This window comes from Novosphingobium sp., from assembly GCF_036733805.1.
Taxonomy (GTDB): Bacteria; Pseudomonadota; Alphaproteobacteria; order Sphingomonadales; family Sphingomonadaceae; genus Novosphingobium.
In genome coordinates this window covers 1-14,285 of the sequence record NZ_DAIMZT010000020.1, presented here as the reverse complement: position 1 = coordinate 14,285, position 14,285 = coordinate 1, and the positions used below count along the sequence as shown (strand labels likewise).

At 62.5% G+C, this 14,285-nt stretch carries 8 protein-coding genes; 2 read left to right on the top strand and 6 right to left on the bottom strand.

Annotated elements, in window-relative coordinates; genetic code table 11:
* Positions 1-48: 48 nt before the first annotated feature.
* Together V7D69_RS06870 and V7D69_RS06865 are read right to left on the bottom strand one after the other, a co-directional pair.
* Positions 49-4,809: an NAD-glutamate dehydrogenase domain-containing protein gene (locus tag V7D69_RS06870; RefSeq protein ID WP_333605407.1), complete on the bottom strand. Its 4,761-nt coding sequence runs from the start codon at positions 4,807-4,809 to the stop codon at positions 49-51.
* 154 nt (positions 4,810-4,963) lie between these two features.
* Positions 4,964-5,860 carry an ROK family protein gene (locus tag V7D69_RS06865; protein WP_324063063.1) on the bottom strand — a complete coding sequence of 299 codons (897 nt, stop codon included), beginning with the start codon at positions 5,858-5,860 and terminating at the stop codon, positions 4,964-4,966.
* A gap of 207 nt (positions 5,861-6,067) precedes the next feature.
* Between V7D69_RS06865 and V7D69_RS06860 the strand changes: the two genes are divergently transcribed.
* The gene (locus V7D69_RS06860) at positions 6,068-7,111 is read left to right on the top strand and encodes a LacI family DNA-binding transcriptional regulator (RefSeq protein ID WP_324063065.1); all 1,044 of its coding nucleotides are present in this window, start codon (positions 6,068-6,070) and stop codon (positions 7,109-7,111) included.
* Positions 7,112-7,168: 57 nt separating this feature from the next.
* Entirely contained in the window at positions 7,169-7,840 is a 672-nt protein-coding gene (msrA, locus tag V7D69_RS06855) for a peptide-methionine (S)-S-oxide reductase MsrA (protein ID WP_333605406.1), read from the top strand.
* Here msrA and V7D69_RS06850 read toward each other — a convergent pair.
* The 4 genes from V7D69_RS06850 to V7D69_RS06835 form a co-directional block, all read right to left on the bottom strand.
* Positions 7,828-9,453, bottom strand: coding sequence for an NAD(P)/FAD-dependent oxidoreductase (locus V7D69_RS06850; RefSeq protein ID WP_333605420.1), 1,626 nt, complete (start codon positions 9,451-9,453; stop codon positions 7,828-7,830). The genes msrA and V7D69_RS06850 overlap by 13 nt on opposite strands.
* Before the next feature lie 128 nt (positions 9,454-9,581).
* Positions 9,582-11,372, bottom strand: coding sequence for an acyl-CoA dehydrogenase C-terminal domain-containing protein (locus tag V7D69_RS06845; RefSeq protein ID WP_324063069.1), 1,791 nt, complete (start codon positions 11,370-11,372; stop codon positions 9,582-9,584).
* An 82-nt stretch (positions 11,373-11,454) separates the two neighbouring features.
* Positions 11,455-13,782, bottom strand: coding sequence for a 3-hydroxyacyl-CoA dehydrogenase/enoyl-CoA hydratase family protein (locus V7D69_RS06840; protein WP_333605405.1), 2,328 nt, complete (start codon positions 13,780-13,782; stop codon positions 11,455-11,457).
* Positions 13,779-14,285, bottom strand: a 507-nt coding sequence (locus V7D69_RS06835; protein WP_333605404.1) for a thiolase family protein, incomplete at its 5' end; no start/stop codon positions are given. The genes V7D69_RS06835 and V7D69_RS06840, both read right to left, overlap by 4 nt.

Below are 14,285 nucleotides of genomic sequence, written 5' to 3'. Positions count from 1 at the left end.
CTCAGGGCGTCCCGTCTACCTTCCTGAAGCGCTGGTGGAGCAGATGGTCTACCGCCCCAGCAGGTTTCTCGCCTGACTGGCAATCTGCGCGAGCATGGCGGGCGTGATCGACATCGCGTGTTCGGCCCGGCGGACCATCGTGCGAAAGGCAGCGATTGCCGCCATGTGCTGACGGCCCCAGTCTTCCGCGGCGGCGAGCGGGTCTTTCCTGCCCAGCTTGGTGCGGGCGAGGCGTTTCAAAAAATCGAGGCGCATCTGCTGGAAATCGCGCGCCAGACCCGCCACCAGAAGCCGTTCCCACGGATCGATGGGAGACATGGTCGCGGCACTGGCTTGCGCCCAATCCAAGCCAAGACCGGCACCGATCCGCGTGAATGCGGCGACCATTTCACGCGGGGCGATACCCGTATCAGCGGAAAGATCGGCGATGCCCACCGCGCCATCGAGATCGAACAGATTCGCCACGTCCGCCACCACCGTTTCGGGCGTGCCCAATTCTCGCAGACTCGCTCGAAAACTGAGTGAGTAAGCCAGCGTCCGTTCACCCAAAAGGTCGATAGTATCAGTCGAAAGCGCTGCGATTCCAGCTTGGAGGCGCGCTGCCAACATCGACGAGGGGACTTGCCCCGCCCCAGCGCGCAGCAAGTCCGCCATGTGTCCGCGCACGGCGATCGCCACCCGATCGAACAGCGTGACGCGCGCTGTCTCGGGCATCGGCACGGTTTCCAACTGCCCCCACAGGGCGTCGAGCCCGAAGAGCTGCTCCGCCAAAGCGAAAGCGCCGGCGACATGGGCCAGATCGGCGCCCTCCTCTTCGGCTAGCTCAAACGGGTGAACAATGCCCAGCCGGTTGACGATACGGTTAGCGAGCTTAGTCGCAACGATCTCCCCAGCCAGGCGGTGGCTGGCGATGAAACGCGGAAACTTTTCCCGCATAGGCCGGGGGAACACGGAGAGGAGCAGCCCGGCAAGGCTCGGATCGGTGGCAAGCTCGCTGCGCTCGATCGCCTCCTGCAAGAGCAGCTTGCCGCTCGATAGCAGAACCGCCAGTTCGGGACGGGTCAGCCCCCGGCCGTCCTGCGCGCGGCGGGCCAGCGTTTCATTGTCAATCAGCCCTTCCGTCCGGCGATCGAGGTGGCCGCCTTCCTCCATCGTTTCGATCAGGCGGATATGCGAAGGCATGGCCGCCGCGCCGCCCCGCTCCGCGATCGAGAGGGCAAGGGCCTGGAGCCGATTGTCCTCCAGCACCAAGCCGGCGACTTCGTCGGTCATCTCGCGCAGCAATCCGACGCGCTTCTTTTCCGAGAGCTTGCCTGCGCGGCGAGCGGCGGCGAGCGCGATCTTGATATTGACCTCGTTGTCCGAACAATCGACCCCGGCCGAATTGTCAATGAAGTCCGTATTGATGCGGCCGCCCAAGCCACCGCGACCCAGTAGTGCAAATTCGATGCGACCCGCCTGCGTAACGCCCAGGTTGGCGCCCTCGCCGATCACTTTTGCTCGGACTTCATTGGCGCTGATGCGCAACGCGTCATTGACGGGATCGCCAACGGTGGCGTTATTCTCGCCCGACGCCTTCACATAAGTGCCAATGCCACCGAACCACAAGAAATCAACCGGTGCCGCAAGAACGGCGGAAATCAGCGAATCCGGGTCCATCTCGCTGCCCTCGATTCCTAAAACCTCGCGAACCTGCGGCGTCAGGGGAATCGACTTGAGGCTGCGTGGAAACACGCCGCCTCCTTTTGAAATCAGCGCCTTGTCGTAATCGTCCCAACTGGAGATCGGCAACGCGAACAGGCGCTTGCGCTCGGCCCAGCTAAGGGCCGGGTCAGGATCGGGATCGAGGAAAATGTGCCGGTGATCGAAGGCGGCGACCAGCTTGATCGCTTGCGAGAGCAACATGCCATTGCCGAACACATCGCCCGACATGTCGCCGCAGCCCACCACGCGGACCGGCTCGGCCTGAACGTCAACGCCCAATTCGAGGAAGTGGCGTTGGACGGAAAGCCAGGCTCCCTTCGCGGTGATACCCATGGCCTTGTGGTCATAGCCGTTCGAGCCGCCACTGGCGAAAGCATCGTCAAGCCAGAAGTCATGTCTTCCTGCAATGGCGTTGGCGACGTCCGAGAACTTTGCCGTGCCCTTGTCCGCCGCAACGACGAAATAAGGGTCTTCGCCGTCAAGCACGACCACCTCGGCGGGATGCACCACTTTTTCTCCGACGATGTTATCCGTCACTGAAAGCAGCGTATCGACGAAGACTTCGTAAGCCGCCTGCCCTTCGGCGGCCCAGCCGGCGCGATCATGTGCTGGGTCGGGAAGCTGCTTGGGATAAAAGCCCCCCTTGGCGCCAGTCGGCACGATCACCGCATTCTTGACGCGCTGCGCCTTCATCAGGCCAAGTATCTCGGTGCGGTAATCATCGCGGCGGTCAGACCAGCGCAAGCCGCCACGTGCGATCGGGCCGGCGCGCAGATGAATGCCTTCAACCCGGCGCGAATAAACGAATATCTCGCGCCACGGCACCGGCTTGGGCAGACCCGGCACCAGCGCGGAATCGAACTTGAAAGCCAGCGCAATCTCGCCCGCCGCGACGAAAGCGTTAGTCCGCAACATCGCCAGGACAAGATCGCGATGAGCGCGCAATAAACGATCGTCGTTGATCGCGGTGACGGCGGTAAGGCCGCTCCGGATCGTTTCTTCCGCCCGCAACCGGGCTTCCGCGCGATCGGCCAAGAATGCGGGATCATGAAGGGCGCGAAAAAGCTCGATCAGCGCCAGTGTAACGCTCGGCGCACCTTGAAGCGCATCAACGACCGTGGGAATGCCGTAATGCATGCTGGCCTGGCGCAGATAGCGATACCAGGCCCGCAGCCAGTTAACCTCACGCTTGGACAGGCCGATGCCGGGAACGAGGCAATTGAACGCATCGTTTTCGCTCCTGCCGTTCAGCACCTCGCACAAGGCGTCCTCGATCATCGGCGCCAGACGCAAGAGATCTTTAGCATCGCGTCCTACAGGCAGCGCGAGCGTGAAATCGTGAATTGTTCCCAGTCGTCCCTCGTCAAGCTGCGTCGGAAACTCGGCCAGTACGCGGAACCCGAAGTTTTCCAGCGCCGGCACGGCGTCAGACAGCGGCAGACTGCCATGCGCCTCGTAGATCTTCAGACGCAAGCGCCCCGGCTCGTCGCTTTCGCGCGCATAGAGCCGGACATCGCGATGCAGCCGGCCCGACGCGGCATCAGCCGCCTCTCCGACCACGATCTTGCGCAAATGACCGATATCTATCGCAGCCTCAGCCGGGCCGTAATCGCTGCGATAAGCGAGCGGGAAAGCCTCGGCATAGCGGCCCGCAACCGCGGCCGCGCGTGCCGGCTCGAGCGATTGCGCCAGCGCAGCCTCGACCGCCTCTCCCCAGCCGCGCAGGATGATCTGCATGCGCCGGTCAAGCTCTTCCTCGTCCGGCTCATGCACGCCTTCCCGGATATCTACGGTAAAGCGTAACATGGCCAGATTGCCGGCCTCCACCGTCAAACTCCAATCAAGCGAGGGCGCCTGCGCAGCTTCCTCGATCATGCCCTGAATGCGCTTGCGCATTTGAGTGGAGACCATGTCGCGCGGCATCCACACAAAAGCGAAAAGGTGGCGCATGAGCGGGGCCCGCGCGATCAGGAGGCGCGGTCTAGGACGGTCGACAAGGCCGGTCATGGTCATGGCCAGCCGCTCCACGTCTTCACTGCTCATGCCCAGGATAAGGTCATGCGGCAAGCTGGTCAGGGCATGGACCAGCGCCTTGCCCGTATGACCCACAGGGTCAAGCCCAAGCTTGCCGGCCAGACCCGCCAGCAGCCGACGCAGCCTGGGCACGCGGTCCGGCGGAGCCGCCAGCGCTGCGCTGGTCCAGATTCCGGCGTGCACCGAAAGCGCCGCAACCGTCCCCCGCTCGATCACCGGGACCAGGAAGAGGTCCAGCGGCACACGACGATGAACCGTGGCGACCTGGTTCGCCTTGATGACCATGGGCGCGTAAACCTGCCCCGCGGCCAATTCCGCATCGAACGCCGCGAAAGCGCGATCATAGCTGGCTTCGGAAAGAATCTCCCTGGCGCCCCGGCGGCACACTCCCAGCCGTTGCGACCGGCTGCCGTCACGCCTGCAAGTCACATGTCCGAGCTGCGTCAGCATGCCATCCGCGAACCAGCGCAGCAGAACGGCACCCTCCTCATCAGCGACGGTATCCGCATCACCGCGCATAATTTCGACCATGCGCGGCCAATCGGCTACGGCGCTGCGCACATCGGCCAGCGTGTTCTCCAGACCGCGGAGAAGTTCGCGCCGCTGACGTGCATCGACACGGGCCGTTTCGATATAGATCATCGATTCCCGCGTGCGCGCCGACCCCGCTTCCTCGGGAACCGCAGTCAGACGGCCCTCCGCGTCTCGCACGACCGGGAACACCGGATGTGCCAGCCGGTCAATCACCAGCCCCGCCTCAGCAATCGCAGCGGCCACCGAGTCGACGAGAAACGGCATGTCATCATTGACGAGCGCGATGCGCAGAAGACGGCGCTCCTCACTGGCCGAGGCTACCCGCATCACAGGCTCCCCCTCGGAACGCACCAAGGCGGCGGACAACAGGAAATCCGCGGCATCGTCGATCCAGCTCCCCTCTGCTTGCTCGCCGGGCAGCAAAGAGTCGCGGATACGCTCCGCAATGGCCAAGCGCAGCAGATCTCCTGATTTGCGGTCGGCTTTGTTGCCGACACGTTGTGTCCTTCGGGGGGCAGCCAATTCGCCTGCGTTCATTGCAGTCTCCGTGATCTTTTCGGGCATCGCCGCTGTCACTCTAAGCCATGGAAGATGAACGAATCCGCCCTGCCGGACGAGGAAAAACACCGGTTATACGTGAATGCTTGCCGCGTTATTGTGTAACGCGATTTTTCACGACAGCAATATTCTTTCAACCTGACGTAATCCCCATATACTCAGCCAGGATCAGTGCTCCCGTTGGTCCGGCGTCATCGCCCAGCGCGGCAGGCACGATTCTACGTTCCAATTCCTCTTTCGTGCAGTCCGGGACGTAGCCGCGTATTATTTCGGGAATCCGGGAAACGGCCCCGAGCAGGAGATGCGGTTGTTTGTTGGCGACACCCCCGCCGACAACGATGCGCTGCGGCGAAAGCGTCAGGATGAGCATGCCAAGCAGTTCGGCCAAGTCATGTGCGACGGGGTCCCACACCGGGTCGCCGGCGCCAAAGTGCGACGGATGCGCCCCAAACCGCAGGGCCAGCGCGGGACCGCCCAGCAAACCTTCCGCGCAATCGCCATGGAACGGGCAGCCGCCGGCAAAGATATCTCCCACTGCCCTTCGCAGGCGTACATGGCCGATTTCGGGATGAAGCGCCCCGTGAACCGGCACGCCGTGGATCAATATGCCGCCGCCAAGCCCAGTGCCGATCGTCAAGTAGACCATTACGGAACATCCCTGCGCGGCACCGAACTTATGCTCCGCGAGGGCGGCGGCGGCGACATCCGTGTCTACCGCAATCGGCAAGTCGAGCGTTTCGGCCATCCGCGGTAAGATACGGGTGCCCGTCCAGCCGGGCTTGGGCGTCTGCAGCACGGCCGAAAAGTCAGCGGCGCTGTGGTCAAGGCGAAGGGGGCCAAAACTGGCCACGCCAACTGCATCCAACCGCACGCGTTCATGCCATCGCTGAATTATGTCCAGTGCGTGAGACAGCGTCTCGTCAGGCGTGGTGGTAGGAAACTCCAGCCGTTCCCGAATGTCGCCCGGATGGCCGAGCACAACCACGGTCTTGGTTCCACCCAATTCGATGCCGCCGAAATTCCCGCTCATGCTGATGTCCTTGGCCGAAATCGGCCGCTAAGGCATTCCAACGATCGACCGCCACAGGTGTTGCGATGCGCTGTATCAGTTTATTCGGTGTACGCTTTGCCCACCGTCTGCGCTTCCATTCCCTTGGGCAATCGGCCGCATAAGAAACTTTCGCTTTCTGTTTCAAGCTGTTAGGTTTTCCGCAATGCAACAGGGATGGCAGGAACAATGAAGGCAACGACGCAGGCTGGTTCCGAGGCGTCCGCCGAAGTGCGCACGCTTGCCGATCTGGCCAATCTCGCCGGCGTTTCTCCCGGCACTGTTTCGCGGGCTTTGGCCGGCAAGTCGCTCGTCAATATCGAAACGCGCGAACGTATCCAGGCCCTTGCCCGTCATCATGGCTTCCGGCCGAATCAGATGGCCAGCAGACTGCGTTCGCGACGGACCGGCGTGATCGGAGTGGTGGTGCCGCTGGGTCATGCGGTGCGCCAGCATATCTCTGACCCTTTCTTTCTCACGCTGCTTGGCCATCTTGCCGATGAGCTGACGGAGAATGGCTATGACGTCATGCTCAACCGCGCGATTCCCGATGGAACGCCCGATTGGTTGGAGCGCATAACCGGCTCCGGCATGGTCGACGGCGTACTGCTGATCGGCCAGTCGGACCAGTTCGAAGTGATAGAGGCGGTTTCCGCGCATTACCGGCCAATGGTTGCGTGGGGCGCCCATCGCGCGGAGCAGAGACATTGCTCCGTTGGCACGGACAACATTGCCGGCGGTCGTATCGCGGCCGAGCACCTGATCGCCGGTGGCGCTCGCAAGTTGGCCTTCCTGGGCGAAAGCTTGAGCCTGGAAATCGGCAAGCGGCACAAGGGCGCGGCCATGGCTGCGGCGGAGGCCGGGGTCCCCTTGCTCCACATTCCCATCAATCCGGCCCGAGAGGCGATGCGACGGCAGATCAAGGCCGCGGCGGAACAATGCGAACCCGGGGTTGACGGCATCATCGCCGCATCGGACGTGATCGCCATGAACGTCCTGCAATGCCTTCATGAGCGGGGCCGGCGGGTGCCGGAGGATGTGCAGGTCGTGGGTTTCGACGACCTGCCGCTGGCCACATTGACAGCACCGCCGCTCAGCACCGTCCGGCAGGAAATTGCATCCGGAGCGAAAGCCATGGTCGAACGACTCAAGCCGCGCATCGAAGGCGAGCATACGGAAACCCTCATCATGCCGCCGCGCCTCGTCGTGCGCGAGACAACCAGGGCCGCTTAGCGATCCCCGTGACTCCGCCAGGCAAGCGGTCTAGGATCGGGGAACGGAGTGTTCGCCATGTTCATTCGCCCGCTTCCCCTATTTGTTGCGCTTGGCATCATTACGCTTGCAGCCAGCGGGACCGCCATTTCCGGCCGAATGCCCGAAGTTCCCGCACATTTTCCCTCGCCGCCGCCTGAAAGGGCCGCGCCGGCGGGCGATCAAGTCGCGGTTCTGGCGGGCGGCTGCTTTTGGGGGATGGAAGGACTGTTCGAACACGTCAAAGGCGTAAAGTCCGTCACTTCCGGCTATGCCGGCGGAACCCAGGCCACCGCCACTTACGCCAAGGTCTCGACCGAAATGACTGGCCATGCGGAGGCAGTGCGGATCGTCTATGACCCGGCAAAGGTCAGCTACGGCACGCTGCTCAAGATCTATTTCTCGGTCGCGCACGACCCCACGCAGGTCAATCAACAGTACCCGGACGTCGGCCCCAGCTATCGGTCCGCTATCTTTCCGCAGAACGCAGGTCAGCGCCAGATCGCCGCCGCCTATATCGCCGAGATTGGAAGGGCGAAGGTGTTTGACCGCCCGGTCGCCACGAAGCTGGAAAACGGCAGCTTCTATCCGGCTGAAAGCTATCACCAGGATTTCATGCGACGAAACCCCGACAACGGTTATACCAACCGCTATGACAAGCCGAAGATCGCGGCTTTCAGAAAGGCTTACCCGGCGCTCTACCGCGGCTGAGCCAGTTCCAGCGCCAGCGCCTCGGCCACGCGTATCCCGTCCACTGCCGCCGAGAGAATACCACCTGCATAGCCCGCGCCTTCACCCGCCGGATAGAGGCCGGGCGTGTTAAGGCTCTGGAAGTCCCTTCCGCGCGTGATCCGCACAGGAGAGGAGGTGCGCGTTTCCACGCCGGTCATCACCGCGTCAGGATGATCGTAGCCCGGCACTTGCCGGCCAAACACGGGCAACGCTTCGCGAATGGCTTCGATCACGAAATCCGGAAGACAGTCTTTGAGGTCAGTAAGGTGCACGCCCGGCTGGTAGCTGGGAGTCACCACGCCCAACTTGCTGGACGGACGCCTTGCCAGGAAATCGTCCACTTTCTGCCCTGGAGCCCGGTAATTCGATCCGCCTGCCCGGAAGGCCAGTTCTTCAAATTTACGTTGAAAGGCGATGCCGGCAAGCGGATGGCCGGGATAATCGCGTTCAGGAGTAATATCGACGACCAGGCCCGAATTGGCGTTGAACTCGGCACGCGAATACTGGCTCATGCCGTTCGTAACGACGCGGCCTTCCTCGCTGGCGGCGGCGACCACCCGTCCGCCGGGACACATGCAAAAGGAATAGACGACACGGCCATTGCTGCACTTGTGCGAGATCGAATAGGCGGCCGCACCCAGAAGCCGGTTGCCCGCGCTGGGGCCATAGCGCGCCTTGTCGATCCAGCTTTGCGGATGCTCGATCCGCACCCCTACCGCGAAGGGCTTCGCCTCTATGTAGACCCCCCGATCATACAGCACCTGAAATGTGTCCCGCGCCGAGTGGCCAACCGCCATGATGACATGGCTAGCCGGCAGGAACTCTCCCGTGGAAAGATGGAGCCCCATGAGGCGGCGGACGCCGTCCTCGCCGGTTTCGATCTCGAAATCCTCCACCCTCGTCTGAAAGCGGTATTCGCCGCCCAGCTTCTCGATCGTCTCACGAATGCTCATCACCATGGTGACGAGACGGAACGTTCCAATGTGCGGGTGCGCTTCCGTCAGGATATCGTCGGGCGCGCCGGCCTTGACGAACTCGGTCAGCACCTTGCGGCCGAGATGCCGCGGGTCCTTTATGCGGCTATAGAGCTTGCCATCCGAAAAGGTGCCTGCCCCACCCTCTCCGAACTGCACATTGCTTTCCGGGTCAAGCACGGAGCGGCGCCAGAGGCCCCAGGTATCCTTGGTCCGTTCACGCACCGCCTTGCCGCGTTCGATAATGATCGGCCTGAAGCCCATCTGCGCCAGGACCAGCGCGGCGAGCAGGCCGCACGGTCCGGCACCGATCACCACTGGACGGGGACCGTCATAGCTTTCCGGCGCACGCGTAACGAACTTGTACGCCGTGTCAGGTGTTGGGCGCACGTGCGGATCACCTGCGAAGCGCGCCAGCACATCCGCCTCGTCCCGCACTTCCACGTCAAGCGAATAGACCAGCTTGATCGCGCTCTTGCGCCGCGCGTCATTGCCGCGCCGCGCCACCGTAATGCGCGCGAGGTCCCCGATAGCAATGCCGAGCCTGTCGCATGCAGCCCGTTCCAGATCGGCGGGCGTGTGGTCCAAAGGAAGGGCAAGGTCAGTCAGGCGGATCATCGGGCGCCCATAGCCGGGAACGTGCCGATGCGCCATCGGGTTGAAGACCCGAGCTTGCTCAGTCCCAGAAAGGTCGATCAGCGCGGCCCGGCTTCGCCGGGCATGAAGGTGACGTGGCGACCTCGTCGTCAGAAAGCGTCGACCTCCAGCGCCATCATCGATGCCTTCCCCGCCTTGATCGCTAGGAACATGGCGGTCGCCTGAGGCAAGATTCGGTCGAAGAAGAACTGCGCTGTGGCAAGCTTGGCCTTGTAGAATACCGCCTCATCGCCGCTGTCGGCCAGTCGGGTCCGCGCGATCAGGGCGGCCTTGGCGAAGCAATAAGCCATGGCGACCAGCCCGGTCAGTCGCAAGTATTCAGTCGCCGCCGCAGCGCCTTCTTCCGGGTCAGCCATGCCTTTCTGCGCGAGAGTGGCAGTGGAGAGCTGAAGCGCGCCGAAAGCCTTTTCCAGCGTTTCGATCATCGGCGCCATCGCCTCATTCCCCTTGTTCGCTTCGACGAACTGCGAAACCGGATGGAAGAACGAACGCAGATAGCGGCCCATGTGCGCCGGCAGCTTGCGGCCGACCAGATCAAGCGCCTGGATGCCGTTCGTGCCTTCATAGATCATCGCAATGCGCGCGTCGCGCGCGTACTGCTCCACCCCGCTTTCGGCGATGTAGCCGTGCCCGCCGTAAACCTGCATAGCAAGGCTCGCGGTCTCGAAACCAAGATCAGTGAACAGCGCCTTCACCACAGGCGTCATCAGCGCGACGAAGTCTGCGGCGCGCTGCTTCAGTTCGGGATCGGTAGCGTGCTTTTCCGCATCGAGCGCGCGGCTGATCCATCCAGAAATCGCGCGGCAACCCTCGTTATAAGCGCGCATGGTCATCAGCATACGGCGTACGTCCGGGTGAACAATAATCGGGTCAGCCGGGCCGCCGGGGTTCTTCACGCCGGAAAGCGAACGGCCCTGCAGGCGCTGCCTGGCGTACCACACTGCCGACTGATAGGCCGCTTCGCCCACGCCAAGACCCTGAATGCCGACCGAGACGCGCTCAGTGTTCATCATGGTGAACATGGCCTCAAGGCCGCGGTTCGCTTCGCCGATCAGCCAACCGGTCGACTCGTCGAAATTGAGCTGGCACGTGGCCGAAGCCCTCAGACCCATCTTGTGCTCAATGGCCGCGACCGAAATGCCGTTCGACGGACCCGGCGTACCATCATCCTTGGGCAAATACTTGGGCACCAGGAACAGGCTGATCCCTTTTACGCCTTCCGGCGCATCGGGAAGCCGCGCGAGAGCGAGGTGAACGATGTTCTCAGTCAGGTCGTGTTCGCCCGCGGAGATGAAGATCTTGGCGCCGGAAAGCTTGTAGCTGCCATCATCCTGAGGCACGGCCTTGGTTCTCAGCATGCCCAAGTCCGTACCGCAATGCGGTTCGGTAAGACACATCGTTCCCGACCATCGCCCCGAGACCATCCGGGGCAGATAGAACTGCTTCAACTCGTCTGTGGCATGGCACTTCAGCGCGGTGGTTCCGCCGTGTGTGAGGCCGGGGTAAAGGCTGAACGAAAGATTGGCCGAGCAGATCATCTCCTCGGTCATCTTATTAACCGATTCTGGCAAACCCTGTCCGCCCCATTCCGGGTCAGCGGCAAGCGCGCACCAACCGCCTTCGCGGAAGGTGTCGTAGGCTTCTTTGAAGCCTTTGGGCGTGCGCACTACGCCGTTTTCCAGCGTACAGCCTTCAATGTCGCCGCTGCGATTCAGCGGCAGAAGGACTTCCTGCGCGACCTTCGCTGCTTCCTCCAGCACCGCGTCGATCAAGTCGGGCGTGAACTCCGCCAGCGGTTCGAGATCGCCAAAGCCGTCATCGGCGTGAAGCTCATGCAGCACGAACTTCATGTCTCGCAAGGGCGCTTCGTAGATTTGCATTCTCACCTCCTCGCGGCGTGGGCTTCGATCGGCTCCTCCGTGAGGAAGGTTATCGAATATGGACGCCGTTCTTCGTTGCGGTCTAGTTCCGCAGCGGCTTGCCTGTCTCCAACATGTGCTCCACCCGCGCGATCGAGCGTGGTTCGCGCACCAGCTGCAGGAAAGTCTCGCGTTCCAGCTTGAGCAGTTCCTGTTCGGTAACGATGTCGAGAAGGTCCGCCCCGCCTCCGGTCAGCACAGTCGCCAGGGCATCGGAGACGACCATGTCATATTCAGTCGCGAGCCCCCGCTTACGGAAACCTTCGGCGGCCATGTTCAATGCCGTCCGGCCGCTTTCGCCCGGCAAGCGGTACTCCGGCGCATCGGGGGGGTGATACCCATCGAACAGGGCAAGCGCTTTCTGCTTGGCATCATGGAGCAGGCGATCACGGTTCATCGTGATCCCATCCTCCGGGCGCAGGAACAACAGCTCCTTCGCTTCGGCGGCGGACTTGGAAACAGTGGCAGTGGAAACGGTCTCGAACACCTTGGCAACCGCCGGCATCGGGCCCTTGGGCATCATTTTCGCCTGTCGGGCGCGGTCGAGCATTTCGCCGTTGCCGCCCCATCCGGGAATCAAGCCGAGGCCGCACTCGACCAGGCCGGTATAAAGCTCGGCATGGGCCTGGATCGCATCGCAATGGAGCAGGATTTCGCAGCCGCCGCCCACGGCCAGCCCGGCGGGTGCTCCAACGACCGGGAACGGCGCATATTTGAGGCCCTTGTAAGCCATTTGCCCACCCGCCAGGAGCTTTTCGATCTCACTCCACGCGGCAATGTTCACACCGAAAAGCGCAAGGCCGATGTTGGCTCCGGCAGAAAAGCCATCGGCGTCGTTATAAATCACCAGCGCCTTGTATTCCGCTAATATCAGCGGAATCGCCTGCACGATCAGCTTCATCACATCACCGTCAAGCGCGTTCATCTTGCCCGTAAATTCAAGGCAGACGACACCGTCGTCCACGTCCCAGAGCGCGGCGGACCCATTCTTAAGCAGCGGTTTGGAAGAGAGCTTGATATCGGCGAGGCTTAACACCCCTTCGGCCCGCGTTATGTCATGATATGCCCCGTTTATGCCGAGAAACTGGCGCTTGCCGTTCTCGATACGATAAAAAGTGCGTTCCCCGGCAAGCTTAAGCAAGTCGGGCACAGGCTTGCCCTCGGCTTCCAGACGCTCGGCAAGGTATTTCGCGCCAAGCTTGTCGATCAGTTCGAAGGGCCCGGCCTTCCAATTGTAGCCAAGCTTCACTGCGTTATCGATCGCCAACAGGTCCGCCGCCGCCGAAGGCACCAGCCCGGCCGCGTAAGCCAGGGTTTCGCCGAGCACGGCCCAGGCATAATCGCCGACGACGCCCTTCGTTTCGACCAGCGCCTTGAGATCGCCCTTGGCGACCGCCCCCTTGAGGCCGGACGGCTTGATCGTCGGGCGGTATTCGCCCGTCGCCAGATCGATGGCCTCCTTTCGGCGCCCCGCCTCCGGGTTCAGACGATAGAAGCCGCCCTTGCCCTTTCGGCCGGTATAGCCGTCCACGATCATCTTTCCGATCAGCGGGATCGAACGCGCAACCGCATGATAAGGATCGTCATGAGGCAGCATCGACGTCAAGCTGGCCTGCAAATGCGGCACCAGGTCAAGGCCAACGAGGTCGAGAAGCCCGAAGATGCCGGTCTTGGGCACTCCCATCGGCGGGCCGACGATGGCATCGGCCAATTCGATGCTCAGCCTCATGTCGAATGCGGCGTTAAGACCCGCCTGGAGCCAGTAAGCGCCGATACGGTTGGCGATGAACCCTGGTGTGTCCTTGGCATGGACCACCGCCTTGCCCAGCGCCACGTCTGCGAACTTTTCGACCCGAGCGGCCAGACCCGCATCGGTTTCGGGACCGGTGACAATTTCCAGAAGCCGCATATAGCGCGGCGGGTTGAAGAAGTGCGTAATCAGAAAATCACGGCTAAACGCGTCCGAACGGCCGTCCACGAGTTTCGCCAGCGGGATCGTCGATGTGTTGGAGGACACCGCCGTGCCCGGCCGCTTGACCATCTCCAACTTCGCATAGAGATCTTGCTTGATCTCGAGCCGCTCCACCACTGCCTCAATCACCCAATCACATTGGGCAACCTTGCCAAGATCATCCTCAATATTGCCGGTCTCCACCAACTTTGCCGCCGCCTTGCTCATGAAAGGTGCGGGATCGGCCCTGAGCATGCGCGCCACCGCCCCTTCCGCCACGGCATTGCGGTTCGCGCCATCGGGAGGAACGATATCCAGCAGCAGCACCGACACGCCCGCATTGGCGACCTGCGCGGCGATGCCGGCGCCCATTGTCCCGGCGCCGATCACGCAGACTTTCCTGATTGCGGGCTCACTCATTCCACCGCCTCCAGCACCGTTGCGATACCTTGACCGCCGCCGATGCATTGAGTGGCCAGCGCATACTTGCCGCCCTCTCGCTTCAACAGCGAGGCCGCCTTGCCGACAAGGCGCGCGCCGGTGGCGCCAAGCGGATGGCCGATGGCGATCGCGCCGCCATCGATGTTGGTCCGCGCCGGATCGAGGCCCAAATCCCTGATACAGGCTAGAGCCTGTGAAGCGAAGGCTTCGTTCAGCTCCACAACGTCCAGATCGCCAACGGAAATCCCGGCGCGTTGCATCGCCTTGCGGCTGGAGAGAATCGGCCCTAGGCCCATGACCTCCGGTGCGCACCCTGAAATCGCGACCGCCTTGATCCGCGCGAGAATCGGTAGATCATGCTTGCGGGCATAGTCCTGCGTCGTAACGAGCACTGCGGCCGCGCCGTCAGTAAGGGGCGAGGATGTCCCAGCGGTCACCGTCCCGTTAGCATCGAATGCAGGCTTAAGCGCGGCTAATCCCTC